Origin of the sequence: Streptomyces sp. NPDC047886 (genome assembly GCF_043204435.1) — a bacterium.
Lineage (GTDB): Bacteria > Actinomycetota > Actinomycetes > Streptomycetales > Streptomycetaceae > Streptomyces.
Window position 1 is genome coordinate 22,922 of record NZ_JBIDCF010000001.1, and the last position, 25,745, is coordinate 48,666.

The 25,745-nt window shown below is 72.2% G+C and carries 23 protein-coding genes and 1 pseudogene; 14 read left to right on the plus strand and 10 right to left on the minus strand.

The window, feature by feature from the left end; translation table 11 throughout:
* Positions 1 to 132: 132 nt before the first annotated feature.
* Positions 133 to 480, plus strand: a pseudogene (locus tag ACGF5U_RS00125) (FadR/GntR family transcriptional regulator); the annotation flags it as partial.
* Here the strand turns inward: ACGF5U_RS00125 and ACGF5U_RS00130 are convergent.
* The 3 genes from ACGF5U_RS00130 to fabG form a co-directional block, all read right to left on the minus strand.
* Positions 443 to 835: a hypothetical protein gene (locus ACGF5U_RS00130; protein ID WP_392714384.1), complete on the minus strand. Its 393-nt coding sequence runs from the start codon at positions 833 to 835 to the stop codon at positions 443 to 445. The pseudogene ACGF5U_RS00125 and the gene ACGF5U_RS00130 sit on opposite strands and share 38 nt — an antisense overlap.
* Positions 836 to 1,014: 179 nt before the next feature.
* On the minus strand, positions 1,015 to 1,782 hold the full coding sequence (fabI, locus tag ACGF5U_RS00135; protein ID WP_392714382.1) for an enoyl-ACP reductase FabI: 768 nt from the start codon (positions 1,780 to 1,782) through the stop codon (positions 1,015 to 1,017).
* Positions 1,783 to 1,786: 4 nt separating this feature from the next.
* Positions 1,787 to 2,506 (minus strand): 3-oxoacyl-[acyl-carrier-protein] reductase, encoded by a 720-nt coding sequence (gene fabG, locus ACGF5U_RS00140; RefSeq protein ID WP_392714380.1) that lies wholly within the window; start codon positions 2,504 to 2,506, stop codon positions 1,787 to 1,789.
* A gap of 146 nt (positions 2,507 to 2,652) precedes the next feature.
* Between fabG and ACGF5U_RS00145 the strand changes: the two genes are divergently transcribed.
* Genes ACGF5U_RS00145 through tyrS form a run of 3 tightly spaced genes read left to right on the plus strand, consistent with a single transcriptional unit; the run spans position 2,653 to position 6,935 of the window.
* Positions 2,653 to 4,215, plus strand: a complete 1,563-nt coding sequence (locus ACGF5U_RS00145; protein WP_392818301.1) for a TldD/PmbA family protein — start codon at positions 2,653 to 2,655, stop codon at positions 4,213 to 4,215.
* A 5-nt stretch (positions 4,216 to 4,220) separates the two neighbouring features.
* On the plus strand, positions 4,221 to 5,615 hold the full coding sequence (locus ACGF5U_RS00150; RefSeq protein WP_392714424.1) for a metallopeptidase TldD-related protein: 1,395 nt from the start codon (positions 4,221 to 4,223) through the stop codon (positions 5,613 to 5,615).
* 51 nt (positions 5,616 to 5,666) lie between these two features.
* Positions 5,667 to 6,935: a tyrosine--tRNA ligase gene (tyrS, locus tag ACGF5U_RS00155; RefSeq protein WP_392714377.1), complete on the plus strand. Its 1,269-nt coding sequence runs from the start codon at positions 5,667 to 5,669 to the stop codon at positions 6,933 to 6,935.
* 130 nt (positions 6,936 to 7,065) lie between these two features.
* Here the strand turns inward: tyrS and ACGF5U_RS00160 are convergent, their stop codons facing one another.
* Positions 7,066 to 7,341: a GlsB/YeaQ/YmgE family stress response membrane protein gene (locus ACGF5U_RS00160; RefSeq protein ID WP_392714376.1), complete on the minus strand. Its 276-nt coding sequence runs from the start codon at positions 7,339 to 7,341 to the stop codon at positions 7,066 to 7,068.
* A gap of 193 nt (positions 7,342 to 7,534) precedes the next feature.
* Between ACGF5U_RS00160 and ACGF5U_RS00165 the strand changes: the two genes are divergently transcribed.
* Complete coding sequence (locus tag ACGF5U_RS00165) at positions 7,535 to 7,990, plus strand: DUF3099 domain-containing protein (RefSeq protein WP_392714374.1); 456 nt, start codon at positions 7,535 to 7,537, stop codon at positions 7,988 to 7,990.
* Between the two features lie 184 nt (positions 7,991 to 8,174).
* Positions 8,175 to 8,405: a hypothetical protein gene (locus ACGF5U_RS00170; RefSeq protein ID WP_392714372.1), complete on the plus strand. Its 231-nt coding sequence runs from the start codon at positions 8,175 to 8,177 to the stop codon at positions 8,403 to 8,405.
* 6 nt (positions 8,406 to 8,411) lie between these two features.
* On the opposite strand, the gene moaA is transcribed toward ACGF5U_RS00170, so the two are convergent.
* From moaA to ACGF5U_RS00185, 3 genes are all read right to left on the minus strand, one after another.
* Positions 8,412 to 9,401, minus strand: coding sequence for a GTP 3',8-cyclase MoaA (gene moaA / locus ACGF5U_RS00175; RefSeq protein ID WP_392714370.1), 990 nt, complete (start codon positions 9,399 to 9,401; stop codon positions 8,412 to 8,414).
* Between the two features lie 153 nt (positions 9,402 to 9,554).
* On the minus strand, positions 9,555 to 11,201 hold the full coding sequence (locus tag ACGF5U_RS00180) for a cation acetate symporter (protein ID WP_392714369.1): 1,647 nt from the start codon (positions 11,199 to 11,201) through the stop codon (positions 9,555 to 9,557).
* Positions 11,198 to 11,563 carry a DUF485 domain-containing protein gene (locus tag ACGF5U_RS00185; RefSeq protein WP_392714367.1) on the minus strand — a complete coding sequence of 122 codons (366 nt, stop codon included), beginning with the start codon at positions 11,561 to 11,563 and terminating at the stop codon, positions 11,198 to 11,200. The genes ACGF5U_RS00180 and ACGF5U_RS00185 overlap by 4 nt, the downstream gene beginning before the upstream one ends.
* A gap of 234 nt (positions 11,564 to 11,797) precedes the next feature.
* Between ACGF5U_RS00185 and ACGF5U_RS00190 the strand changes: the two genes are divergently transcribed.
* Positions 11,798 to 13,333 carry a S8 family serine peptidase gene (locus ACGF5U_RS00190; protein ID WP_392714365.1) on the plus strand — a complete coding sequence of 512 codons (1,536 nt, stop codon included), beginning with the start codon at positions 11,798 to 11,800 and terminating at the stop codon, positions 13,331 to 13,333.
* Positions 13,334 to 13,486: 153 nt separating this feature from the next.
* Positions 13,487 to 14,995 (plus strand): CoA transferase, encoded by a 1,509-nt coding sequence (locus ACGF5U_RS00195; RefSeq protein ID WP_392714363.1) that lies wholly within the window; start codon positions 13,487 to 13,489, stop codon positions 14,993 to 14,995.
* Here the strand turns inward: ACGF5U_RS00195 and ACGF5U_RS00200 are convergent.
* Together ACGF5U_RS00200 and ACGF5U_RS00205 are read right to left on the minus strand one after the other, a co-directional pair.
* Complete coding sequence (locus ACGF5U_RS00200) at positions 14,917 to 15,633, minus strand: lysoplasmalogenase (protein WP_392714361.1); 717 nt, start codon at positions 15,631 to 15,633, stop codon at positions 14,917 to 14,919. The two genes, ACGF5U_RS00195 and ACGF5U_RS00200, sit on opposite strands and share 79 nt — an antisense overlap.
* Positions 15,630 to 16,514, minus strand: a complete 885-nt coding sequence (locus tag ACGF5U_RS00205) for a sterol desaturase family protein (RefSeq protein WP_392714359.1) — start codon at positions 16,512 to 16,514, stop codon at positions 15,630 to 15,632. Before ACGF5U_RS00205 ends, ACGF5U_RS00200 begins: the two co-directional genes overlap by 4 nt.
* 178 nt (positions 16,515 to 16,692) lie before the next feature.
* Here ACGF5U_RS00205 and ACGF5U_RS00210 point away from each other — a divergent pair, with 178 nt between their 5' ends.
* Positions 16,693 to 19,806 (plus strand): NACHT domain-containing protein, encoded by a 3,114-nt coding sequence (locus tag ACGF5U_RS00210; protein WP_392714357.1) that lies wholly within the window; start codon positions 16,693 to 16,695, stop codon positions 19,804 to 19,806.
* A 46-nt stretch (positions 19,807 to 19,852) separates the two neighbouring features.
* Here ACGF5U_RS00210 and ACGF5U_RS00215 read toward each other — a convergent pair whose 3' ends face one another.
* The gene (locus ACGF5U_RS00215; protein WP_392714423.1) at positions 19,853 to 20,491 is read right to left on the minus strand and encodes a VIT family protein; all 639 of its coding nucleotides are present in this window, start codon (positions 20,489 to 20,491) and stop codon (positions 19,853 to 19,855) included.
* Positions 20,492 to 20,770: 279 nt separating this feature from the next.
* Between ACGF5U_RS00215 and ACGF5U_RS00220 the strand changes: the two genes are divergently transcribed.
* The 5 genes from ACGF5U_RS00220 to ACGF5U_RS00240 all read left to right on the plus strand — a co-directional run bounded on the left by ACGF5U_RS00220 (position 20,771) and on the right by ACGF5U_RS00240 (position 25,678).
* On the plus strand, positions 20,771 to 21,748 hold the full coding sequence (locus tag ACGF5U_RS00220) for a DEDDh family exonuclease (RefSeq protein ID WP_392714355.1): 978 nt from the start codon (positions 20,771 to 20,773) through the stop codon (positions 21,746 to 21,748).
* 132 nt (positions 21,749 to 21,880) lie between these two features.
* Positions 21,881 to 22,114 (plus strand): hypothetical protein, encoded by a 234-nt coding sequence (locus ACGF5U_RS00225; RefSeq protein ID WP_392714353.1) that lies wholly within the window; start codon positions 21,881 to 21,883, stop codon positions 22,112 to 22,114.
* A gap of 199 nt (positions 22,115 to 22,313) precedes the next feature.
* A complete protein-coding gene (locus tag ACGF5U_RS00230) occupies positions 22,314 to 23,102 on the plus strand; it encodes an SURF1 family protein (protein ID WP_392714351.1) in 789 nt (262 codons plus the stop codon).
* A gap of 30 nt (positions 23,103 to 23,132) precedes the next feature.
* The gene (locus ACGF5U_RS00235; RefSeq protein ID WP_392714349.1) at positions 23,133 to 24,917 is read left to right on the plus strand and encodes a glycoside hydrolase family 15 protein; all 1,785 of its coding nucleotides are present in this window, start codon (positions 23,133 to 23,135) and stop codon (positions 24,915 to 24,917) included.
* Positions 24,918 to 24,922: 5 nt separating this feature from the next.
* A complete protein-coding gene (locus ACGF5U_RS00240) occupies positions 24,923 to 25,678 on the plus strand; it encodes an SDR family oxidoreductase (protein WP_392714347.1) in 756 nt (251 codons plus the stop codon).
* Positions 25,679 to 25,745 lie beyond the last annotated feature (67 nt).

Consider the following 25,745-nt stretch of genomic DNA (forward strand, 5'->3'; position numbering starts at 1 on the left):
GCGGCCATTTTTGGGGCGCGCAGCCGGCGGGGGGGGGGGCACTCGCTGGCGGGGGGGGGGCCCGCCCCCCCCCCCGGGGGGGGGGGCGCGCCCCCCCGGGGGGGGGGGGGGGGGGCCGGGGGGCCCCCCCCGCGCCGCACCGACAGGGACATGGCGCAGCTGGACGCGCTCCTCGCACGGCGCGAGGAGGCGTGGGCGGCGGGGGACGCGGAGCGGTTCGTGGCGGCCGACGCGACGTTCCACCTGGCCGTCGTGGCCGCTTCGCACAACGAGGTGCTGAGCGAGCTCTACGCCGACCTGGGGCACCTGCTGCGGGACTGGCTCAGGGACGACGTGGGTACCGAGCTGCTGCCGGAGAACCACATGGACCACGCGCGCCTGGTGGAGGCGATCCGGGCGGGCGACGCGCGGACGGCGGCGTCGGAGGCGGCCGGCTACCCGTTCATCTGCCTGCGGAGTCCGGCACGGCCTGGTGGCTGATCCAGACGGCCCTGACCTCCTTCCAGCAGCGTTCGCTGAGCTCGGCGTAGGCGGTGGGGCCGAGGTCGACGGGCTCGCTGTCCGCGTCGATGTCCCACCAGCGCTCGCACTCGACGTGCAGCTGGACCCGGTCCGTACGGGGGTACGGGTTGTGGCAGTGGGCGATGACCCGGGACCCCTCGACCGATGTGCGGCAGGTGGCCGCCCAGCCGCCCTGCCGGTCGCGGTCGGCCTCGGGGGCGGCCGCGCCGCCACCCGTGCCGGCGGCGGCGCCGGCCGGAGCGGTGAGCGTCAGTCCGGTCGTGAGGACCGAGATGGCGGCCAGGGCCGCCGCGCGGCGGTGTTTCGTACGCACAGCCACACCTCCTCCCCGAGCACCGGAAGGGACCCGAGCCCGGACGGGCCGCGGCCTCCATGGGAAATGTCCGGTCTGCCCAGTGTGCCGTAGACGCACGGAGGCCGCGCGCCGTCCGGGGGACGGCCGCGCGGCCTTCGAGTGGGAAACCGCCGGTCAGGCGGGGTGCCGGAGGGGCGTCAGGCGCCCATGACGTGCACGCCGCCGTCGACGTGGATGATCTCGCCGGTCGTCTTCGGGAAGAAGTCCGACAGCAGCGCCACGACGCCGCGGCCCGCGGGCTCCGGGTCGGACATGTCCCACTCCAGCGGGGAGCGCTCGTCCCAGACCTTGGCCAGGTCGCCGAAGCCCGGGATGGACTTGGCGGCCATCGAGCCGAGCGGGCCGGCCGAGATGAGGTTGCAGCGGACGTTGTGCTTGCCGAGGTCACGGGCCAGGTAGCGGCTGGTGGCCTCCAGCGCGGCCTTGGCCGGGCCCATCCAGTCGTACTGCGGCCACGCGTACTGCGCGTCGAAGGTCAGGCCGACGACCGAGCCGCCGTCCCGCATCAGCGGCAGGCAGGCCATCGTCAGCGACTTCAGGGAGAACGCCGAGACGTGCATCGCGGTCGCGACCGACTCGAACGGCGTGTTCAGGAAGTTGCCGCCGAGCGCGTCCTGCGGGGCGAAGCCGATGGAGTGGACGACGCCGTCGAGGCCGCCGAGCTCCTCGCGGACCACGCCCTCGACGCGGGCCAGGTGCTCGTCGTTGGTGACGTCGAGCTCGATGACCTTCGCGGGCTTGGGGAGCTTCTTGGCGATGCGCTCGGTCAGCGTGGGCCGAGGGAAGGCGGTGAGGATGATGTCGGCGCCCTGCTCCTGAGCCACCTTGGCGGTGTGGAAGGCGATGGAGGACTCCATCAGCACCCCCGTGATGAGGATGCGCTTGCCGTCGAGAATTCCGCTCATGTGATCAGTGACCCATGCCCAATCCGCCGTCAACCGGGATGACGGCTCCAGTGATGTACGAGGCGTCGTCCGACGCGAGGAAGCGGACCGCGGCGGCGATCTCCTCGGGCTGCGCGTAGCGGCCGAGCGGCACCTGGGCGACGATGCCGGCCCGCTGCTCCTCGGTCAGCACCTTGGTCATGTCGGTGTCGACGAAACCGGGTGCGACGACATTGAACGTGATGTTGCGGGACCCGAGCTCACGGGCGAGCGACCGGGCGAAGCCGACAAGGCCCGCCTTGGAGGCGGCGTAGTTCGCCTGGCCCGCGGAGCCGAGCAGCCCGACCACCGAGGAGATCAGCACGACGCGGCCCTTCTTGGCGCGCAGCATGCCTCGGTTGGCGCGCTTGACGACCCGGAACGTGCCCGTGAGGTTGGTGTCGAGGACGGACGTGAAGTCCTCCTCCGACATCCGCATCAGCAACTGGTCCTTGGTGACACCGGCGTTGGCCACCAGCACCTCCACCGGACCGTGCTTCTCCTCGATCTCCTTGTAGGCCGTCTCCACCTGCTCGGAGTCGGTGATGTCGCAGCGGACGGCGAGGCAGCCCAGTTCGGTGAGGGCCGCCGGCGGCTCCCCCGACCGGTACGTGATCGCGACCTTGTCGCCTGCCTCGGCGAATGCGCGGGCGATGGCGAGGCCGATGCCCCGGTTTCCTCCGGTGACGAGAACCGAGCGGCTCAACGGATCACCCTTTCCCCTAGCGGTGTGGTTCCTCGAAAACCTATCGGTCCGGTCCGTCCTACGGGGAATCGACCCCTGACAGTGGCGTAGGAGAGTCGCTGTCGGATCCCTACAGAAAAGGGTGTGCATTCCCCCGTCGGCGCGACATGATCGGTGGGACCGGTCTCATACGACAGGAGACATTCGTGCCTCATTCCATCGACGAAGCCTTCACGGCACTGCCGCTGCGGGCGCTCGCCGACGCGGCGCTCGCACGGGCGAGGGCCCTCGGCGCCGAGCACGCCGACTTCCGGTTCGAGCGGGTGCGCAGCGCGGCCTGGCGGCTGCGGGACGCCAAGCCCGCCGGATCGTCGGACACGACGGACCTCGGGTACGCGGTGCGCGTGGTGCACGGCGGGGCGTGGGGGTTCGCCTCCGGGGTCGATCTGTCCATGGACGCCGCCGCGAAGGTGGCCTCGCAGGCCGTGGCGATGGCCAAGCTGTCGGCGCGGGTGATCGCGGCGGCCGGGTCGGAGGAGAGGGTCGAGCTGGCCGACGAGCCGGTGCACGCGGAGAAGACGTGGATCTCCTCGTACGAGATCGATCCGTTCGCCGTGCCGGACGCGGACAAGAGCGGGCTGCTGGCGGAGTGGAGCGCGCGGCTGCTGCGGGCGGACGGGGTGGCGCACGTCGACGCGTCGCTGCTGACCGTCCATGAGAACAAGTTCTACGCGGATACGGCGGGCACGGTCACCACGCAGCAGCGGGTGCGGCTGCATCCGCAGCTCACGGCGGTCGCGGTGGACGGCACGACCGGTGAGTTCGACTCGATGCGGACGATCGCGCCGCCGGTGGGGCGCGGCTGGGAGTACCTGACGGGCACCGGCTGGGACTGGGACGCCGAGCTGGCCGGGCTGCCGGAGCTGCTGGCGGAGAAGATGCGCGCGCCGAGCGTCGAGGCCGGGACGTACGACCTGGTGATCGACCCGTCGAACCTGTGGCTGACGATCCACGAGTCGATCGGGCACGCGACCGAGCTGGACCGGGCGCTGGGGTACGAGGCGGCGTACGCGGGCACGTCGTTCGCCACGTTCGACCAGCTGGGGAAGCTGACGTACGGCTCGCCCGTGATGAACGTGACCGGCGACCGCACGGCCGAGCACGGTCTGGCGACGATCGGGTACGACGACGAGGGCGTCGAGGCCCAGTCGTGGGACCTGGTGAGGGACGGCAGGCTGGTCGGCTACCAGCTGGACCGGCGGATCGCGAAGCTGACGGGGCTCGGCCGGTCGAACGGCTGCGCGTTCGCGGACTCGCCCTCGCACGTGCCGGTGCAGCGGATGGCGAACGTGTCGCTGCGGCCGGATCCGGGCGGGCTGTCGACGGAGGACCTGATCGGCGGCGTGGAGCGCGGCATCTATGTCGTCGGCGACCGGTCGTGGTCGATCGACATGCAGCGCTACAACTTCCAGTTCACCGGGCAGCGGTTCTTCCGGATCGAGAACGGCCGGCTGGCCGGGCAGCTGAGGGACGTCGCGTACCAGGCGACGACGACGGACTTCTGGGGCGCGATGGAGCAGGTCGGCGGCCCGCAGACCTATGTGCTGGGCGGCGCCTTCAACTGCGGCAAGGCGCAGCCGGGACAGATCGCGGCGGTCTCGCACGGCTGCCCCTCCGCCCTGTTCCGCGGCATCAACATCTTGAACACGACCCAGGAGGCCGGTCGATGAGTTCCGTGAACCCGCGGGCGGGCAAGCCGCACGAGATCGTCGAGCGGGCCCTGGAGCTGTCCCGCGCGGACGGCTGTGTCGTCATCGCGGACGAGCACTCGTCCGCCAATCTGCGCTGGGCCGGCAACGCGCTGACCACCAACGGTGTCACCCGCGGCCGCACCCTGACCGTCGTCGCGACCGTCGACGGGGCGCGGGGCACCGCCTCCGGTGTGGTGTCCAGGTCGGCGGTGACCGCCGACGACCTGGAGCCGCTGGTGCGGGCGGCCGAGGAGGCCGCGCGGGCGGCGGGGCCCGCCGAGGACGCCCAGCCGCTGGTGGCGGGCGTGCCGGGGTCGCCGGACTTCACGGACGCGCCCGCGGAGACCTCCTCCGCGGTGTTCGGGGACTTCGCGCCCGCGCTGGGCGAGGCGTTCGCGCGGGCCCGCGCCGGGGGCCGTGAGCTGTACGGGTTCGCCAGCCACGAGCTGACGTCCACCTACCTCGGTACGTCGACGGGGCTGCGGCTGCGGCACGACCAGCCGAACGGGACGCTGGAGCTGAACGCCAAGTCGCCGGACCGTACGCGGTCGGCGTGGGCGGGCCGCCAGACGCGGGACTTCAAGGACGTGGACCCGACGGCGATCGACGCCGACCTGGCGCGGCGCCTCGGCTGGGCGGAGCGCCGGATCGAGCTGCCGGCCGGGCGGTACGAGACGCTGCTGCCGCCGACGGCCGTCGCGGACCTGCTGATCTACCAGCTGTGGTCGTCGGCGGCCCGGGACGCGGCGGAGGGCCGTACGGTCTTCTCGAAGCCGGGCGGGGGCACCCGTATCGGCGAGACGCTCTCCGAACTGCCGCTGACGCTGCGCAGCGATCCGAACGAGCCGGGTCTCGAATCGGCGCCGTTCGTGATCGCGCACGCCTCGGGCGACGACGCGTCGGTGTTCGACAACGGGCTGCCGCTGACCCCGGTCGACTGGGTGCGGGACGGTCGCCTGGAGCACCTGGTCACGACGCGGCACAGCGCCGGGCTCACCGGGCTGCCGGTGGCCCCGGGGGCGGGCAACCTGATCCTGGACGGCGGCGGCGACCGGTCCCTGGAGGACATGGTGGCCGCGACCGGGCGGGGGCTGCTGCTGACGTGCCTGTGGTACATCCGCGAGGTGGACCCGGCGACGCTGCTGCTGACGGGGCTGACCCGGGACGGCGTGTACCTCGTGGAGAACGGCGAGGTCGTCGGCGAGGTGAACAACTTCCGGTTCAACGAGTCGCCGGTGGACCTGCTGTCGCGGGCCTCGGAGGCCGGCCGTACGGACCGGACGCTGCCGCGCGAGTGGAGCGACTGGTTCACCCGGACCGCGATGCCGCCGCTGCGGGTGCCCGACTTCAACATGAGCTCGGTCAGTCAGGGCGTGTGACGCCCATAGACTGGCGGGGCGGAACCACAGGAACCTAGGAGGCACGAGACCGTGACGGACATCGTCGACGAGCTGAAGTGGCGCGGGCTGTTCGCCCAGTCCACCGACGAGGACGCACTGCGCAAGGCTCTCGCGGACGGTCCCGTCACGTTCTATTGCGGCTTCGACCCGACCGCCGCCAGCCTGCACGTCGGACATCTGGTGCAGGTCCTCACGATGCGCCGGCTCCAGCGGGCCGGGCACCGGCCGCTGGCGCTGGTGGGCGGCGCGACGGGCCAGATCGGTGATCCTCGGCCGACGGCCGAGCGCACCCTGAACGACCCGGAGACGGTCGCGAACTGGGTGAAGCGGCTGCGGGCCCAGATCGAGCCGTTCCTCTCCTTCGAGGGCGACAACCCCGCGGTCATGGTCAACAACCTGGACTGGACGGCGGGGCTGTCCGCCATCGAGTTCCTGCGGGACATCGGCAAGCACTTCCGGGTCAACAAGATGCTGACCAAGGACTCGGTGGCCCGGCGGCTGGAGTCCGAGCAGGGCATCAGCTACACCGAGTTCAGCTACCAGCTGCTGCAGGGCATGGACTTCCTGGAGCTGTACCGCCGGTACGGCTGTGTGCTCCAGCAGGGCGGCAGCGACCAGTGGGGCAACCTCACGGCCGGTCTCGACCTGATCCACCGTCTGGAGCCGGACGCGGTGGCGCACGCGCTGGCGACGCCGCTGATGACGAAGGCGGACGGCACCAAGTTCGGCAAGACCGAGGGCGGCGCGGTCTGGCTGGACCCGGAGATGACCACGCCGTACGCGTTCTACCAGTTCTGGCTGAACACGGACGACCGGGACATCTCCCGGTACATGCGGATCCTCAGCTTCCAGAGCCGCGAGGAGCTGGAAGAGCTGGAGCGGCTCACCGAGGAGCGCCCGCAGGCCAGGACGGCGCAGCGCGCGCTGGCGGAGGAACTGACGACGCTGGTGCACGGCGCCGACCAGTGCGCCGCCGTGATCGGCGCGTCGAAAGCCCTGTTCGGGCAGGGCGATCTGGCGGAGCTGGACGCGGCGACGCTGGAGGCGGCGCTCTCGGAGCTGCCGCGCGCCCAGGTCGCCGAGCCCGGCCCGGTGGTGGACCTGTTCGCCGAGGTCGGTCTGGTGGCGAGCAAGTCGGCGGCGCGCCGCACGGTGAAGGAGGGCGGCGCGTACGTGAACAACGTCAAGGTGACCGCCGAGGACGCCGTGGTGTCGGCCGACGACCTGCTGCACGGCCGGTGGCTGGTGCTGCGCCGGGGCAAGAAGAACCTGGCGGCGATCGAGGTCACGGCCGGCTGACGCTCTTCACCACACGAGCGGGGCCGTAGGCCGTACGGCACGACACGAGCGAGTGCGTACGGCGGCGGCCCGAGCGGTCGCGTACGGCGGCCCGGGAGCGGTGGGCTTCCGGGCCGCCGTCATACGCGCGTCAGGTGGTTCGTCTCTTGCCGCGCATGGACATGTACAGCATGTCGCCGAGTCCGACGATCACGACGGCGGCCACGACCTGGAGGACGTGCCTGCCCCAGTCGATGCCCGGGGTGGCCTCGATGCCGAAGGCCCGGGCGAGGGCGTTGCCGACGATGGCTCCGATGATGCCGAAGATCGTGGTCAGCCAGAGGGGGCTGTGCTGCTTGCCTGGCAGGATGGCCTTCGCCAGCAGGCCCAGCACGAACCCCACGATAATCGCCCACAACCAGCCCATGGCTGCCTCCTCGGTAACGGATCGACGTGAGCAGTCCCCGTCAGTCTCGGCCCTTTTCCCGTACGCCGCATGTCGGACTCGGCCGTACGTGACCCGCCGGGCCCCGGTCGCCGAGGGGATGCGGGCGCGGCGTACCGTGGAGGAAGAGCCGGTCCGGGGAGGGTCCGGCACGTGAGGTCGGTGGTGGAACGCGATGCGGAAGCGCAGGAGCGAAGAGGTCTTCCGGATCACCGGGGCGCGTCAGGGCCTGGCGGACGACGTGAGGCGCCGCCAGCGACGGTACGTGATCTCGATGTCGGTCCGGACCGTGTCCGTGATCGCGGCCGCGGCCCTGTGGAACGTCGAGCGGCATGTGGCGATCGTGGCGCTGGTGCTGGGCGCTGTGCTTCCGTACATCGCTGTGGTCATCGCGAACGCGGGCCGGGAGAGCGCCCCGTCACTGCCGTCGACCATCGTCTCCGCGCCCCCGGTCGTCCGTCCCGCGCTGGAGGCGCCGGGGCCCGGAGCGGCGGGCGGCGCGGAACGGGACACGGAGGACGGCACCCCTCGGCGCGGGCAGCCGCACGGACAGCCGGATGCGGGGGCGGACGACCGTCCACACGAGGAGCCGCACGAGCGGTCGCACGAACAGCAGTACGGCCCGAGATGATCGTCTGCTTGTCGCAAAGCTCAAGAAAAGCTCAGATCAATCATGACGTTCCAGTGCACCGCACCCCATTGTGCGTGACATACTGCGTAGGCGCTCCGCATCCCCCGTCGGAGCGACGGACCGACGCCGGGCAGCTCCCCCCGTGGCTGCCCGGCGTCGCCTTTTGTCCGCGGCTGGTGTTGGGATGTGTGTGGTGAGCGACGAGAGCCGTCCGGTCTGTTCCGCCAAGGGCTGCCGGGCCGACGCCGTGTGGGTGCTGGCGTGGAACAACCCGAAGCTGCACACCCCGGAGCGCCGCAAGACCTGGCTCGCCTGTGACGAGCACCGGGAGCACCTGTCCCAGTTCCTGGGCGTACGGGGCTTCCTCAAGGACGTCGTGACGCTCGCCGAGTGGGAGTCCCCCTCCGAGCGCTGACGCCCCTCAGCCGCCGATCGCCGACATCGGGCGGTCGGGCTGCAGGAAACTCGGGTCGTCCAGGCCCGAACCGGCCTTCTTGCCCCACATGGCCACCTTCCAGATCCCGGCGATCTCCTCGTCCGGCGCGTCCGAGCGCAGTGCGGCACGCAGGTCGGTCTCCTCGCGCGCGAACAGGCACGTGCGCACCTGACCGTCGGCGGTGAGCCGGGTCCGGTCGCAGGCCCGGCAGAACGGGCGGGTGACGGAGGCGATGACGCCGACCCGCTGCGGACCGCCGTCGACGAGCCAGCGCTCGGCGGGCGCCGAGCCGCGCGTCTCGTCCCCTTCCTCGGTGAGGGTGAAGCGGGTGCGCAGTGAGGCGAGGATGTCGCCGGCGGTGATCATTCCGTCGCGCTTCCAGCCGTGCTGGGCGTCGAGCGGCATCTGCTCGATGAACCGCAGCTCGTAGTCGTGGGCGACGGCCCAGGCCAGCAGGTCGGGGGCCTCGTCGTCGTTGAGGCCCGGCATCAGCACCGTGTTGACCTTGACCGGGGTGAGCCCGGCGTCGCGGGCGGCTGCCAGGCCGTCCAGGACGTCGTGGTGGCGGTCGCGGCGGGTCAGGGTCTTGAAGACGTCAGGGCGCAGGGTGTCCAGCGAGACGTTGACCCGGTCGAGGCCGGCGGCCTTGAGGGCGGTGGCGGTGCGCTTGAGACCTATGCCGTTGGTCGTCAGCGACATCCTGGGGCGGGGCTCCAGGGCCGCGCACCGCTCGACGATGGACACCAGACCGGGGCGCAGGAGGGGCTCACCGCCGGTGAACCTGACCTCGGTGACACCGAGCCGTGTGACGGCGATGCGGATGAGGCGGACGATCTCGTCGTCCGTGAGCAGATCGGGCTTCGCGAGCCACTGCAGGCCCTCTTCGGGCATGCAGTACGTACAGCGCAGATTGCACCGGTCGGTGAGCGAGACCCGCAGGTCCGTGGCCACGCGGCCGTAGGTATCGATGAGCACGCTGAGCGCCCCTCCCCCGGGTGTACCGGTTCCGTCCCTCCTGAGACTACGCGACACCACCGACAACATCAGGGCCCGTTTTCCCCAGGAGGGGTGGGACCGCGTCGTAGGACCCTACGACGCGGTCCGCACCCACTCCGTACGGTGACCGGGTCAGTGCGCTCCGACACCGGTGAGGGACTTGACCTCCAGCTCGGCGTACTTCCCCTTGTCGGGCCCCTCCTTCGACAGCAGGGACCCGACCCAGCCGAGCAGGAAGCCCAGCGGGATGGAGATGAGACCGGGGTTCTCCAGCGGGAACCAGGCGAAGTCCACGCCGGGGAACATCGAGCTGGCCTTGCCGGAGACGACCGGCGAGAACACGACGAGGAGCACGGACGCGGTCAGGCCGCCGTAGATCGACCACAGGGCGCCCTGGGTGGTGAAGCGTTTCCAGAACAGGCTGTAGAGGATGGTCGGCAGGTTGGCGGAGGCGGCGACCGCGAAGGCCAGCGCGACCAGTCCGGCGACGTTCAGGTCGCGGGCGAGCGCGCCGAGGGCGATCGAGACGACTCCGATGAACACGGTCGCCCAGCGGGCCGCGCGGACCTCCTCCTGCTCGGTGGCCTTGCCCCTGCGGATGACGTTGGCGTAGATGTCGTGCGCGAACGACGAGGACGAGGCGAGGGTGAGTCCCGCGACGACCGCGAGGATCGTGGCGAAGGCGACCGCGGAGATCACGGCGAGGAGGATGGCGCCGCCCGCCGAGTCCACTCCGCCGATGTGCAGGGCGAGCAGTGGCGCCGCCGTGTTGCCCGCCTTGTTCGAGGCGGTGATCTCGGCGGGCCCGACGATCGCGGCGGCGCCGAAGCCCAGGGCGATCGTCATCAGGTAGAAGCCGCCGATGATGCCGATCGCCCAGTTGACGGACTTGCGGGCGGCCTTGGCCGTGGGCACGGTGTAGAAGCGGATCAGGATGTGCGGCAGGCCCGCGGTGCCGAGCACGAGCGCGATGCCCAGCGAGAGGAAGTCCAGCTTCGATGTGGGGGTCAGGCCGTACTTGAGGCCGGGCTCCAGGAACGCCGCGCCCTTGCCGCTGTTCTCCGCGGCCTTGCCGAGCAGGTCGGAGACGTTGAAGTTGAACTTCAGCAGGACCAGGAAGGTGATGAGCAGGGTGCCCGCGATCAGCAGGACGGCCTTGACCATCTGGACCCACGTGGTGCCCTTCATTCCGCCGATGGTCACGTAGACGATCATCAGTACGCCGACCAGGGCGACGATCGCGACCTTCCCGGCGTCGCTGGTGATGCCGAGGAGCAGCGAGACCAGAACGCCCGCGCCGGCCATCTGCGCCAGCAGGTAGAAGATGGACACGACGATGGTGGAGGTGCCGGCGGCGGTACGGACCGGCCGCTGCCGCATCCGGTAGGCGAGGACGTCGCCCATGGTGAAGCGGCCGGAGTTGCGCAGCGGCTCGGCGACCAGCAGCAGGGCGACCAGCCAGGCGACGAGGAAGCCGATGGAGTACAGGAAGCCGTCGTAGCCGAAGAGGGCGATGGCACCGGCGATGCCGAGGAACGACGCGGCGGACATGTAGTCGCCGGAGATGGCCAGGCCGTTCTGGAAGCCGGTGAACTGGCGGCCGCCGGCGTAGAAGTCGGCGGCGCTCTTGGTCTGGCGGCCCGCCCAGACGGTGATGAACAGGGTCGCGACGACGAAGCACGCGAAGAGTGTGATGATCAGGGGACGGTGCTCCCCGGCACCGGCGGCCAGGACGAGGCCGGTGCTGTCGGCCGCCGGCGGGGCGAGGGTGGCGCTCATGCGTCGGCCTCCATACGGGACTTGATGGCTTCCGCCTTCGGGTCGAGCTTCTCGGCCGCGTGCCGCGAGTAGAACCAGGCGATGAGGAAGGTGGTCAGGAACTGGGCGAGGCCCAGCACGAGGGCCATGTTGATGTTGCCGAAGACCCTGGTGCCCATGAAGCCGCCGGCGTAGTTCGACAGCAGGACGTACAGCAGGTACCAGGCGATGAAGGCGATGGTGAGGGGGAAGGCGAAGGAGCGGTACGTGCGGCGCAGTTCGCCGAATTCCGCACTCTCCTGCACCTCGACGAACGACTCTGTCGTGGGCTGGACGGGGCTGGTGTCCGTGCCCCCTCGGGGCGGCGGTGCTTCGGTTGCCACGGAGACTCCTCGCGACGCGGGTGCGTTGTGCATGGGCAGGGTGACCTCATGAGTTCGGGGAGGGATGACGCTCTCCCCTGGACAACGGCACGGGCAGCGGGGCGAAGCGGTTCACCTCCGCCGTTTTTCTGCGTGAACTCATTGCTGCGCGGCGATGATCGGCGATAGTTTCGCTCGTCATGTACCCGCCCATACATGTGTGCGGGCGTACGTCACGGATGATGTGGAGAACCCATGGCTCATCTGGGATCCAGGCGCGGGCGCGTCATCGCTCTGCCCGCCGGCCTGGCGCTCACGGCCTCCCTCGGCTTCCTGCCCGCGGGGGTGGCCACGGCCGCCACGGCGGACGATGTTCCGGCCACCGTCGCCACGGACGGCCCGAACCTCTCGTACGTCGTGAACATCGACAGCGGCAGCACCGCGGCCAAGGCCGTCAAGAAGGCGATAGCCGACGCCGGCGGCACGGTCGTGGCGTCGTACGACAAGATCGGCGTCATCGTCGCCCACTCGAAGAACCCTGCGTTCGGCGCCACCATGCGGGGCGTCGCCGGGGTCCAGTCGGCCGGCGCGACGCGTACCACCCCGCTGGTCCCGACGGCGACCACGGACGTCGCCGAGGCCGCCGAGCCGCTGACGCCGGAGGCGGCGAAGGCCGCCGCGGCCCTGGCGGAGGCCGACCAGGACCCGCTTGAGCCGCTGCAGTGGAGTCTGCCCGCCATCAAGGCGGACAAGGCCCAGGAGAGGACCCTCGGCAGCGACAAGGTGACCGTCGCCGTCATCGACACCGGTGTCGACGACACGCACCCCGACCTCGCGCCGAACTTCGACCGCGCGGCGTCCGCCAACTGTGTGAGCGGCAAGGCGGACACCACCGAGGGCTCGTGGCGTCCCGCCCCCGGCGAGAGCGACCACGGTACGCATGTCGCGGGCACGATCGCGGCGGCGAAGAACGGCATCGGCGTGACCGGTGTCGCCCCGGGTGTGAAGGTCTCCGGCATCAAGGTGTCGAACCCCGACGGGTTCTTCTACACCGAGGCCGTCGTCTGCGGCTTCATGTGGGCCGCCGACCACGGTGTCGAGGTGACGAACAACAGCTACTACGTGGACCCGTGGCTGTACACCTGCAAGAACGACGCCGATCAGGGTGCCCTCGTGGAGGCCCTGCAGCGCGCCACGCGGTACGCGGAGCGCAAGGGCGCGGTCAATGTCGCCGCGGCCGGCAACTCGCGTACGGACCTGGCGTCCGACGCGGTCACCGACACGACGAGCCCGAACGACTCCGAGACGGTCGAACGGGTCGTAAACCCGAGTGAGTGCCCGGATGTTCCGACGATGCTGCCCGGCGTGGTCACCGTCTCGGCGACCGGCGCCAAGGGCCTGAAGGCCTCGTTCTCGAACTACGGCCTGGGTGTGGTGGACATCGCCGCCCCCGGCGGTGACTCGACGCGGTACCAGGCGCCCGAGGCCCCGGCCACGAGCGGTCTGATCCTGTCGACCACCGTGAACGGCGGCTACAACTACAAGGCCGGTACGTCCATGGCGTCGCCGCACGTCGCGGGTGTCGTCGCGCTCATCAAGTCGAAGCACCCGTACGCCACGCCGGGCATGGTGAAGGCGATGCTGTACGGCCAGGCCGACGACAAGGCGTGCGGTGAGCCGTACGACATCAACGGTGACGGCACCGTCGACGCGGTGTGCGAGGGCGGTAAGCACAAGAACGGCTTCTACGGGACGGGCATGGTCGACGCCCTGGACGCCGTGCGCTGGTAACACCCCGCTGGTGACAGCCGGCATGGGGCCACGGCACCGTTCGACGGTGGCCGGGGCCGCTTGAGGAGGGGAGCCCGGACGCGGGGTCGAGCGTCCGGGCTCTTGCCGTTCCCGGGTTCCCACCACATGGCACTGAGTGCCACAGTGAGGGGTATGACCACAGAATCGCCCGGCACGACCGCCGCTTGGGCGGCACTCGGTGCCGACTCCCGGTTGCTGGACCGGGTCACCTTCGACCATCCGTCGAGCGAGCTGAGCGGTCGGCTGCCCGTCGGGGAACTGGCGCGGGCCACCGTCGCGGTGTGCGCGCTCGCGGCGGCCGAGCTCTCGGCCGTACGTGCCGGGCGGCGCGCGGTACCGCCGGTACGGGTGGCGGAGGCCGCGGTCGCCACGGCGTTCCGCAGCGACCGGTTCGTCACGCTGGACGGACGGGCCTGGGACACCTTCGCACCGCTGTCGCGGTTCTGGCGGGCCGCCGACGGCTGGGTCCGCACGCACGCCAACTACCCGCACCACCGGGCCCGTCTGGTCGCCGCCCTCGGCCTGCCACCGGACGCCGGGGCCGACGCGGTGGCCGAAGCCGTCGGCGGACGGACGGCCGCCGATGTGGAGGCGGTCGTGTACGCGGCGGGCGGGCTCGCCGTCGCCGTGCGGAGCGCCGACGAGTGGGCCGCGCACGAGCAGGGCGCCCTGGTGGCGAAGCAGCCGCTGCTGACGCTGGACCGCGTCGGCGGGGGCGGCGAGCCGGTACGGGACGCGGGGCGTGACGCGCTGCCGTGCGCCGGGCTGCGGGTGCTGGACCTGACCCGGGTACTGGCCGGGCCGATCGCCACGCGGACGCTGGCGCTGCTCGGCGCTGACGTGCTGCGGGTCGACGCGCCGGGGCTGCCCGAGAGCCAGGAGACGCACAACGACACCGGCCTCGGCAAGCGGTCCACGCTGCTCGACCTGGCGCGCGGCGCGGACCGCCGGGTGTTCGATGAGCTGCTGTCGGGCGCCGACGTCGTCGTCACCGGCTACCGGCCCGGCGCCCTGGACCGGTTCGGGCTCGACGCCGGGGCCCTGGTGGAGCGCCGCCCGGGTCTGGTCGTGGCCGAACTGTCGGCGTGGGGCCGGTACGGGCCGTGGCGGGAGCGGCGCGGCTTCGACAGCCTGGTCCAGGCCGCCACGGGCATCGCGCTGTCGGAGGCCGCGCAGGTCCGCGAGACCGGGCGGGTCCGCGAGGCCGCGCAGGCCCGCGACACCGCGCAGGTTCCGGCGGCCGCGCCGGAGGGCGCCTCCGCGAAGCCCGGCGCGCTCGCGGCCCAGGCGCTGGACCACGGCACCGGCTACCTCCTGGCAGCCGCCGTCCTCCGGGCGTTGACGGAGCGTCACCGGGAGGGCGGCGGCTCGCGGGTGGCGCGGCTCGCCCTGACGCAGACCGCGCACTGGCTGACGCACGGCCTGACGCATGGCCCGGCCGAGGGCTCGGCGGACGGCTCGGCGGACGAGGCGGCCGGGAGCGCCCCGTACGACCCGGAACGGTGGCTCGTGGAACGGGACACCCCTCTGGGGCGGCTGCGGTACGCCCGGTCGCCCGTGACCTACGCGGGCGGGCCGGCGGACTGGGCTCGCCCGCCGGGCCTGTGGGGCACGGACCCGGCCCGCTGGGTCACGGACTGACGCGCGAGGACGCCTGTGACCAGCAGGTACTGGGCGGCCGTATAGGTCAGCATGATCCAGAAGTCGGGGGCGGGCGGCTGCGGCAGGCCCGCCACTCCGGTCGCGATGAGGGTGTCGGAGAGCAGGAACAGCGCGCCGCCCGCCCCGGCGGCGAGGCCGAGCCCACTGGCGCGGTAGGCCATGGCGGTGAGCAGCAGGGAGTACCCGGCGACCGGGACGCGCAGGTCGGGCGGGAGGTCCGGCCAGAGCAGGGCGACGACGGTGACGAGCGCCGCGCCGTATCCGGCGCCCAGCACCGGGGACGTACGGACACGGCCGAACAGCAGCAGGTAGCAGACGTGTCCGGCGGCGAAGGAGCCCATACCGACCAGGAAGGCCCAGTCGGCGCCGGACAGCAGGAACACATCACCGCCCCAGCCGAGGAGCAGCGCCGCGACCAGCGCCCGGGGCGCGCCGCGCAGCAGCGCGTACGCCGCGAGCAGCGGCATCAGGAGGGGCTTGGCGATCAGGTGCCCGGTGTCCCAGCCGGCCAGCAGGGACAGCAGATCGGCGCCGACGGCCACCAGGAAGGCGCCCCGCAGTGCCCGTTCCCGGCCGGCCGGTACCCGTTGCCGGGCGGGCGTCCGGTCGCGTGTCACGCGGCGCGCTCCGCCGCCGGCTCCGGGACGGTCGCGGGACCCTGGGGCCGCTCCGGCTGCCAGCCGGGGCCGCGGAAGACGCGGCCGGCGCGTTCGCGCCAGGTGCGCGCGGCGCGGATGTCGCGGGCGATGGCGGCGTACTCGTGGGTGGCGACCCGCAGCGGGTTGTAGGTGTCGATGTTCTTGGTGAGGCCGTACACGGGGCGTTCGGTCTCCGGCGTGAACGAGCCGAACATCCGGTCCCAGACGATGAGGATGCCGCCGAAGTTCCGGTCCAGGTAGCCGCCTTGGGAGGCGTGGTGCACCCGGTGGTGGGACGGCGTGTTCAGGACGTACTCGAAGGGGCGCGGCAGCTTCCCGACGCGTTCGGTGTGCACCCAGAACTGGTAGACGAGGTTCGCCGACGAGCAGAACGCGAGCGCCGCCGGGTGGACGCCGCAGGCGATGAGCGGCAGGTAGAACGGCCACACGGTCCAGGTGGTCCAGGGCTGGCGGAGCGCGGTCGTGAGGTTGAACTTGCGGCTGGAGTGGTGGACGACATGGCAGGCCCACAGGATCCGGATGACGTGGTGGCCCCGGTGGGACCAGTAGTAGAAGAAGTCCTGGGCGAGCAGCATCAGCGGGATCGTCCACCACAGGACGGGGACCCGGGCCGGCGTCAGCTCGTACACGGCCATGTAGACCGCGACGATCGGGATCTTCCAGAGCAGGTCGAAGACGAGGCTGCCGAGTCCCATGCCGATGCTCGTCGCGGCGTCCTTGGCCTCGTACCCGGCGGCGTCCTCGTCGGGATGGAGCCGGTAGCTGACCATCTCCAGGACGGTGAGCAGGACGAACGCGGGTATCGACCACAGCACGACATCGGGCAGGTTCGGCGGCATGCGAGCACCGTAGAGCCGGGTGTCGGGGCAGGGCTAGATGTGGTTACCGACAAGTATGCGAGACGACTTGTCAACGGTCTTTGGTGACTTCCACCAAGCGGCCCGGCGGCCTAGGCTTCAGGTCCGCTTCGCGTCCGTCCCCGGGACGGACGCACCGGGGAGGCAGCGGAGGTAGCACGTGCAGGGAATCGAGCTCGTTCTCGTCCGGCTCGCGGGCACCGTGGCCGGTGCCGTCGCCACGTCGCTGCTGAAGCCCCCCGCGGGCGCGGGGCTCGTACCGGACCGGGTGCGCCCGCTGCCCCGGCCGGCCTCGCCCGACCGGCTGGTCACCGTGCTCGGCGGGCGCCTCGCCGCCGGTCATACGGCGCTCCCCGAGCACGAGCGGCTCGCGGCCGTCGACGCCGTACGGGACCGGTTCGCGCGGGCGGGCGCCATCGACGCCGGGCGGCTGTTCGCGCTGGGGCTCGACCCGGACCGGTTACGGGACGAGCTGCGCGCGCCCGTGCCCGGTCTGAGCCCGGCCGCGCAGGCGCTCCACGACGAGCTGCTGGGACTGTGCTGCGCGCATGTGGTCGAGCAGATCACGGCCGACCCGTCGTTCGCCGCGCGGGCCGCCGTCGAGCACGCCCGCGCCGGTTCCCGCACGGAGGCGGCGGTCCAGGAGCTGGCCGAGCGTCAGCCGCCCCGCCCCGAGGCGGCCGCGCTGGCCTTCGAGCAGCGGTACGCCGACTTCGTGGCCGAGACGCACCGCCGTCTGGAGCTGTTCGGGCTGACCCTCGGCCACGTCAACAACGAGTGGCCGCTCGACACCGCGTACATCAGCCTCAGCGTCAGCGGTGAACGCGCCCCCGCCCACCGGGAGGGCAGTCGGCTGCCGCGCACCGGCCGGACGCCCGTCCGCGCCGAGGCCGCCCTGTCCGGGGCGGAACGGCTGCTGTTCCGGGGGCCCGCCGGCTCCGGCAAGAGCACGCTCGTCCAGTGGATCGCGCTCAACGCGGCGCGGCGCAGCTTCGGCTGGGAGCTCGCCGACTGGAACCGGTGCGTGCCGTTCGTCCTGCGGCTGCGCTCGTTCACCTCGTCGGGTGCGCTGCCGATGCCGGAGGAGTTCCTGCGGACGACGGGCGTGCCGCTGTACGGCTCGGCGCCGGCCGGCTGGGCGGAGTCGCTGCTGGCGAGCGGCCGGGCGCTGGTCCTCGTGGACGGCGTGGACGAGGTCCCGACGCGGCTGCGCCGCCGTACCGAGGACTGGCTGAGACAGCTCATCACGGCGTTCCCGCGCGCCCGGTACGTGGTGACGACGCGCCCCTCGGCCGTCCCCGAGGGCTGGCTCTCCGGTCAGGGCTTCGTCGCGCACTCGCTGCTGCCGATGGAGCGCGACGACATCCGCGCGTTCGTCGGCCACTGGCACGACTCGGCGCGCCAGGAAGCCACGAGCGACACCGAACGGGAGCTCCTCGACACCTATGAGCGCGCCCTCCACCAGGCCGTCACCTCCCGCCGCGACCTGGGCAGGCTCGCCACCAACCCGTTGATGTGCGCGCTGCTGTGCGCACTCAACCGGGACCGCAGGATGCAGCTGCCGCGCGCCCGCAAGGAGCTGTACGACGCGGCGCTGGAGATGCTGCTCGTGCGCCGTGACACGGAGCGGGAGATCACCGGCGTGGAGGGCGTCCGCCTCACCCGGGACGAGCAGACGGTGCTGCTGCAGCGGCTCGCCTACTGGCTGATCCGCAACGGCCAGGTGGAGGCGGACCGGGAGGACGCCGTCGCCATGATCGACGAATGGCTGGCGGCCATGCCCCAGGTCCGCGAACAGGGCGACGCGTCCCGGGTCTTCTCGCATCTGCTGATCCGCAGCGGGCTGCTCCGCGAGGCCGTCCCCGGCGCCGTGGACTTCGTCCACCGCACGTTCCAGGACTATCTGGGCGCCAAGGCCGCCGTGGAGCAGCGGGACTTCGGGGTCCTCGTACGGCAGGCGAACGACGACCAGTGGGACGACGTGGTGCGCATGGCGGTGGGGCACGCGCGCGTGGACGAGCGTGCCGCGCTGCTGCGCGGGCTGCTGCGCCGCGCCGACCTGGAGCCGGACCACCGCCACCGGCTGGTGCTGCTGGCCGCCGCGTGCCTGGAGCACGCCCCGGAACTCGACCCCGGGGTACGCGCCGAGGTGCAGGCCAGGACGGCGGGACTGCTGCCGCCGAGGTCGCTGGAGGAGGCGGAGGAGCTCGCGAAGGTCGGCGAGCTCGTCATCGAACTGCTCCCGGAGCCCGACGGGCTGCCCGACGCGACCGCGGCGGCCGTGGTGCGGACGGCGGCGCTGGTGGGCGGCGACGCCGCGATGGAGGTGATCGCCCGGTTCAAGGACGACACCCGGACGCCCGTCGCGGTCCAGGTGTCCCAGGGGTGGGGGTCCTTCGACACGGAGCGGTACGCCAGGGCCGTGCTCGCGCACCGCACCTGGACCTCGTCGTACCTCCACGTACGGACCGCCGAGCAGCTCGCGGCGCTGCCCGCGACCGGCGCGCGGCGGGTGCATGTGACCGGTTCGTTCCCCGACCTGGCGCCGCTGGGCTCGCTCGACCGGCCCGAGTGGCTGTTCTTCCACAGCAACCCGGGGCTCACGGACCTGTCGCCGCTGACCGGGTTCACCGACCTCGACACGGTCGGCTTCGCGGCCTGCCGCGCCCTGGAGGACCTGACGCCGCTGCCGGCCCACGTCCTCACCCGGCTGTACCTGCACGACATGACGCCCGGCCTCGCCCTCGACCCGCTCGCCGCCATGCCCCGGCTCCAGCACCTGTCGCTCAACTACCCGCTGCCCGTGGCGAGCGCGGGCGAGCTGCCCGTCGGTCCCGAGCTGTCGGTGCTGGTGCTCCAGCGGAACACCGGGGCCGTACCGCTGGACGGGATCCACCGCTGGTGGCGGCTGCGGCACCTGCATCTGTCGGGTGAGCGGCAGGCCGCCGGGCTGCCCGCGCTCGCCGGGCTGCCCCGGCTGCGGAACCTCCACATCACCTGGCAGGACCACCTCGACCTGGAGCTGGTGGCGCCGCTGCGGCAGCTGCACCATCTGAACATCTCGCACTGCCGGGTCGTGGACGGCCTGGAGCACCTGCGGAAGCTGCCCTATCTGACGTCGCTGGACCTGTGGCGGTGCGGTTCGGCCGACCGGCCGGTGGACCTGGGCCCGCTGGGGGACCTGACGTCCCTGACGGTGATCCTCAACGACGACCTCCCGGTCACGGGCGACTTCCCGGAGAGCCGCGTCATGCGGCGCAGCTCCAGCTACTGAGGCCCTCTCCCCCTGTGGCCGCCCTCGGCTCCGGGGCGGCCGGGGGTCATACCCCGACGGCGCCGAGCAGCGAGCCGGCCGCGTAGGTCACGGCCATGGCCACGGCTCCGCCGGTCACGTTGCGGACCACGGCGGGCCGGGCCGGTGCCGCGCCGAGGCGGGCGCTCCACCAGCCGGTGAGGCAGAGCGCGGCGAGCACGGACACCACGGTGACGGCCAGCCGCGCGCCGGCCGGTGGCAGGACGATCGCCAGCAGCGGGAGCAGCGCGCCGACCGTGAAGGCGAGGAAGCTGGCCGCCGCGGCGTGCCAGGGGTTGGTCAGGTCGTCCGGGTCGATCCCCAGCTCCACGCGCGCGTGCGCCCGCAGCGCGTCCCGTTCGGTGAGCTGCCTCGCGGCCTCGCCCGCCACCTCCCTGGACAGACCGCGCTCCGCCAACAGGTCGGTGAGTTCGTCGAGTTCCGCCTCCGGCTGCTCGCGGAGCTCCCGCCGCTCCAGGGCGAGCGCGGCCTTCTCCGAGTCGCGCTGCGTGGACACGGACACGTACTCGCCCGCCGCCATGGACATGGAGCCGGCCAGCAGTCCGGCCAGGCCCGCGGTGAGCAGCGTCGCGCGGTGGTCGGTGGCGCCGGCGACACCGACGACGAGCCCGGCGGTGGACACGACGCCGTCGTTGGCGCCGAGCACCGCGGCCCGGAGCCAGTTGAGCCGGGCGCCGAACCCGGTGTCATGCGGCTCGTGGGGCTGGTCCGGCTGCCCGGATCCCTGGGGCGGAGGCGTCTCGCCCGGCGTCGGTTCCCTCACGACGGGAGGGTCTCACTCCGGCGCCGTCAGGGCGCGCAGCGGCACGCGCGGGGCGCGCACGGCGCGGCGCCCGCGTCGATGGTGCGTCAACAGGCCGCGCCCTCGCGGGGCGGTGCGAGAGGCGCCCGGGGGTGGAGCTGTCAGTGGCGGGCTCTATTCTCAATGACCATGCTCGACGACCGTACGACTGCAGCACCGTGGCCGACCGCCTACCCACAGGGGTACGCGGTCGTCGACGTGGAGACCACCGGACTCGCCCGCGACGACCGGATAGTGTCGGCTGCCGTCTACCGGCTCGACGCCCACGGCGATGTGGAGGACCACTGGTACACGCTGGTCAATCCGGAGCGGGATCCCGGACCGGTCTGGATCCACGGGCTGACCAGTGACGTCCTGGAGGGCGCACCGCTCTTCCCGGACGTGGCGGCGGAGTTCTCGGAGCGGCTCGACGGCCGGGTGCTGGTCGCGCACAACGCCTTCTTCGACTGGTCGATGATCGCCCGCGAGTACGCCCGCGCGGACCGTACGGCACCGGTGCGGCAACGGCTGTGCACCATCACGCTCGCCAAGGAGCTGGACCTGCCGCTGCCCAACTGGAAGCTGGAGTCCCTGGCCGCGCACTTCGGCGTGGTGCAGCAGCGGGCGCACAACGCGCTGGACGACGCCAGGGTGCTGGCCGAGGCGTTCCGGCCGAGCCTGCACGCGGCGGCCGAGCGCGGGGTGCGGCTGCCGCTGCTGGAGTGCCGGCCGCTCACCGAATGGGCACCGGGGCCGGCCAGGCCGCTCATCGGCCGTCAGGCGTCGTACCGGTCCGGCGGCTGGCGCCCGTCGAAGAAGCGGCCGACGTGCCCGTATCCGAATCCAGGGCGCTACGAAGCGGACAAACCGCTCAAGCAGGGCATGCGGGTGGCGTTTTCGGGTGATACGTCCATCGATCGCGATCTGCTGGAGGACCGCGCGACCGAGGCGGGTCTGCATGTCGCCACCAGCGTCTCGCGGTTGACGAGCCTGCTCGTGACCAACGACCCCGACTCGCACACGTCGAAGGTGGTCAAGGCGAAGTCATTCGGGACGCCGATCCTGGACGAGGCCGCCTTCACCCATCTGCTCCGGGACGTCGCCCCGGCCGACGACGCCTGACCGGAGCGCACCGCCGCGCCCCGGAGGCTATGGGGCGACCGAGCAGAACGGATTCAGCAGACGGGTGACCGACGCGCCGTCATCGGGCGTGCCGCCTCCCTTTCGGGCGCCCGGCACTCCACCCTGTGGCGCATGGCACGTTGCGAGGTCTGCGGAAACGACTACGGCATGTCCTTCGAGGTGCACGCGCAGGGCGCGGTGCACGTCTTCGACTGCTTCTCCTGCGCCATCCACCGCATGGCGCCCATCTGTGAGCACTGCCGGGTCCAGATCATCGGCCAGGGTGTGGAGGCCGACGGGCACTGGTACTGCGGCGCCCACTGCGCCCGCGCGGAGGGCAAGGTGGGCATCGTCGACAGAGCCTGACCCCAGTCCCGGCCCGGAGCCCAGGCCCGGACCACGGGGCCCGGCCCGGACTGCAGGCCCGGACCACGGGACGCCCGGCCCGGAGGCCGGTCGGTCACGCAGCAGGGGAGCCCGGACCACGGGACGGGGACCACCGTCGGAGCCCCACCGCCGGAGACCCACCGTCGGGGCCCGGGACGGCAGCAGGTACGGTCGACGCGTGTACCGCTTCCTGTTGTCCCGGCAGTGGGTGATCCTCACCCTCGTCGCGCTCGTCCTCATCCCGGTGATGGTCGAGCTGGGCTTCTGGCAGTTCCACCGGCATGAGCGCCGGGTCACCCAGAACGCCCTGATCGCCGACAACCTGCAGGCGAAGCCGGTCCCCGTGACCGAGCTCACCTCCCCCGGACACTCGGTCCCGCGTGCCGACTACTGGCGCGCCGTCACCGCGACCGGCACGTTCGACCAGGACCACGAGGTGGTCGTCCGCCGCCGCACCAACGCCGACGACAAGGTCGGCGTGCTGGTGCTCACCCCGCTGGTCCTCGCCGACGGGCGGGCCGTCCTGGTCAACCGGGGCTGGATCCCGGCCGCCCCCGACCAGACGACGTATCCCCAGGTGCCACCGGCACCCAAGGGGCAGGTCACCGTCACCGGCCGGCTGAAGGCTGACGAGACGACCGGTGCCAGCGGCATCAAGGACCTGAAGGGGCTGCCGCCGCGCCAGGTGATGCTGATCAACAGCGAGCAGCAGGCCGGGGCGCTCGGGCGACGCGTGCTCGGCGGCTATCTGGAGCAGACGGCGCCCGAGCCGTCCGGCGGCACGCCCGAGCTGATCCCGGAGCCGGATCACGACTCGATCGGCGCGCACATGGCGTACGCGGTCCAGTGGTGGCTGTTCGCGGCGGGCGTGCCGGTCGGCTGGGTGGTGCTGGTCCGCCGCGAGAGGCGGGACCGCGCGGCCGCCGCCGCGCCGTCCACGAGTGAGCCCGCGTCCGTGACTGCTTAGCTTTCGGCCGGGACGGGAACACGCCAGAGCGTGACCCAACGTATCGAGGACTATGCCCTCATCGGCGATCTGCAGACCGCCGCGCTGGTGGGCAAGGACGGTTCGATCGACTGGCTCTGTCTGCCGCGCTTCGATTCGGGTGCCTGTTTCGCGGCGCTGCTCGGTGACGAGAACAACGGTCACTGGCGGATCGCTCCCGCCGGCGCGCGCCACTGCGCGCGCCGCGGCTACCTGGGTGACTCCCTGGTCCTGGAGACGGTGTGGGAGACCCGCGGCGGCACGGTCAGGGTCGTGGACTTCATGCCGCAGCGCGACCGCTCCCCCGATGTCGTCCGGATCGTGGAAGGCGTCAGCGGCAGGGTCGAGATGTCGGCGGTCCTGCGGCTGCGGTTCGACTACGGGTCGGTCGTGCCGTGGATGCGGAGGGCGGACGGGCACCGGGTCGCGATCGCCGGCCCGGACTCCGTGTGGCTGCGCAGCGAACCCGAAGTCAAGACCTGGGGCCAGCAGTACAGCACGTGTTCGTCGTTCACGGTGGGGCCGGGCGATCAGGTGGCGTTCGTCCTCACCTGGCATCCGTCGCACGAGCCGCGCCCGCCGCTGGTCGACCCGTACGAGTCGCTGGAGCACACGCTGGAGGACTGGAAGGCCTGGGCGGCGCGGTGCACCTACCAGGGGCCGCACCGGGACGCCCTGCTCCGCTCGCTCATCACCCTGAAGGCGCTGACGTACGCCCCGACCGGCGGGATCGTGGCCGCCGCGACGACGTCCCTGCCGGAGGACATCGGAGGCGTACGGAACTGGGACTACCGGTACTGCTGGCTGCGGGACGCGACGCTGACCCTGGCCGCGCTGGTCTCCGCCGGCTACATGGAGGAGGCGGCGGCCTGGCGGGACTGGCTGCTACGGGCCGTCGCGGGCGACCCGGCGGACCTGCAGATCATGTACGGGCTCGCGGGCGAACGGCGACTGCCGGAGACCGAGCTGCCGTGGCTGCGCGGCTACGCGGGCTCCGCGCCCGTCCGCACCGGGAACGCCGCCGTGCGGCAGCTGCAGATCGATGTGTACGGGGAGGTCATCGACGCGCTGTATCTGGCGCGGCAGGCGGGTCTCGACCCGGAGCCGCAGGCCTGGGCGCTGCAGTTGAGCCTGCTCGGGTTCCTGGAGTCGACGTGGCGGCAGCCCGACGAGGGGCTGTGGGAGGTGCGCGGGCCCCGGCGCCACTTCGTCCACTCCAAGGTGATGGCGTGGGTGGCGGCCGACCGGGCCGTACGGATCCTGGAGGCGAACCCGTCGCTGCCCGGTGACGCCGCGCGGTGGCGGGCGATGCGCGACGAGGTGCACCGGGACGTGTGCGAGAAGGGGTACGACCCGGCACGGAACACGTTCACGCAGTCGTACGGCTCGGCGGACCTGGACGCGGCGACCCTGCTGATCCCCCGGGTCGGCTTCCTGCCGCCCGACGACCCGAGGGTGGTCGGCACCGTGGACGCGGTGCGCGCGGAGCTCGGCAACAACGGGTTCATCCGCAGGTACAGCACCGAGGGGATCGGTGTCGACGGGCTCCCCGGCGGCGAAGGAACGTTTCTCGTCTGCTCGTTCTGGATGGTGGACGCCCTGCGGATGACCGGCCGGACCGACGAGGCCCATGAGCTGTTCGACCGGCTGGTATCACTCCGCAACGACGTGGGACTCCTCGCCGAGGAGTACGACCCGGCGACCGGCCGTCAGCTCGGCAACTTCCCGCAGGCGTTCAGCCATATCGGGCTGGTGAACGCCGCCCTCGCGCTGGCCCGGGACGACGCGGCAGGATAGACCGCATGGATCTTGGACTGAAGGACCGTGTGTACGTCGTGACCGGTGCGTCACGAGGGCTGGGCAACGCCTCAGCGCGGGCGCTCGCGGCGGAGGGCGCGAAGGTGGTCGTCGCGGCGCGCGACGAGAAGGCGGTCGCCGAGGCCGCCGCCGGGATCGGCCAGGACGCGGTCGGCGTAGCCGCCGACAACGCCGACCCGGCCACCGCCGAGCGCCTCGTCGCCACCGCCAGGTCGCGGTTCGGCCGCGTCGACGGCGTCCTCATCAGCGTGGGCGGTCCGCCGCCCGGCTGGGCCGCCGACAATACGGACGAGCAGTGGCAGTCGGCGTTCGACTCGGTGTTCCTGGGCGCCGTACGGATGGCCCGCGCCGCGGCCGCCGCGCTGGGCGAGGGCGGCGTCATCGGGTTCGTCCTGTCCGGCTCGGTCCACGAACCCATCGACGGCCTCACCATCTCCAACGGCCTGCGCCCCGGCCTGGCGGGGTTCGCCAAGTCGCTCGCGAACGAACTGGGCCCGCGCGGCATCCGCGTGGTCGGCCTGCTCCCGGCGCGGATCGACACGGACCGGGTCCGCGAACTGGACGCCCTCTCCGGCGACGCGGCGGCCGCCCGCGCGGCGAACGAGGCACGGATCCCGCTGCGCCGGTACGGCACGCCGGAGGAGTTCGGCCGGACGGCCGCGTTCCTGCTGTCCCCTGCGGCCTCCTATCTGACGGGCGTGATGCTCCCGGTGGACGGCGGCGCGCGGCACGGCTTCTGACGACGCCCTGGCGCTCGGCGCCCTGGCGCTCTCCCGGCAGCGCTCTCACGGCGGCGCTCCCCCGGCG

Bases quoted from the DNA above. Each gene is read 5' to 3' on its own strand.
- fabI (WP_392714382.1), bottom strand. From the start codon at position 1,782: ATGAGCGGAATTCTCGACGGCAAGCGCATCCTCATCACGGGGGTGCTG.
- ACGF5U_RS00145 (WP_392818301.1), top strand. From the start codon at position 2,653: ATGATCGGTGGGACCGGTCTCATACGACAGGAGACATTCGTGCCTCAT.
- ACGF5U_RS00160 (WP_392714376.1), bottom strand. From the start codon at position 7,341: ATGGGCTGGTTGTGGGCGATTATCGTGGGGTTCGTGCTGGGCCTGCTG.
- ACGF5U_RS00165 (WP_392714374.1), top strand. From the start codon at position 7,535: ATGCGGAAGCGCAGGAGCGAAGAGGTCTTCCGGATCACCGGGGCGCGT.
- ACGF5U_RS00170 (WP_392714372.1), top strand. From the start codon at position 8,175: ATGTGTGTGGTGAGCGACGAGAGCCGTCCGGTCTGTTCCGCCAAGGGC.
- ACGF5U_RS00180 (WP_392714369.1), bottom strand. From the start codon at position 11,201: ATGAGCGCCACCCTCGCCCCGCCGGCGGCCGACAGCACCGGCCTCGTC.
- ACGF5U_RS00190 (WP_392714365.1), top strand. From the start codon at position 11,798: ATGGCTCATCTGGGATCCAGGCGCGGGCGCGTCATCGCTCTGCCCGCC.
- ACGF5U_RS00195 (WP_392714363.1), top strand. From the start codon at position 13,487: ATGACCACAGAATCGCCCGGCACGACCGCCGCTTGGGCGGCACTCGGT.
- ACGF5U_RS00205 (WP_392714359.1), bottom strand. From the start codon at position 16,514: ATGCCGCCGAACCTGCCCGATGTCGTGCTGTGGTCGATACCCGCGTTC.
- ACGF5U_RS00220 (WP_392714355.1), top strand. From the start codon at position 20,771: ATGACCATGCTCGACGACCGTACGACTGCAGCACCGTGGCCGACCGCC.
- ACGF5U_RS00225 (WP_392714353.1), top strand. From the start codon at position 21,881: ATGGCACGTTGCGAGGTCTGCGGAAACGACTACGGCATGTCCTTCGAG.
- ACGF5U_RS00240 (WP_392714347.1), top strand. From the start codon at position 24,923: ATGGATCTTGGACTGAAGGACCGTGTGTACGTCGTGACCGGTGCGTCA.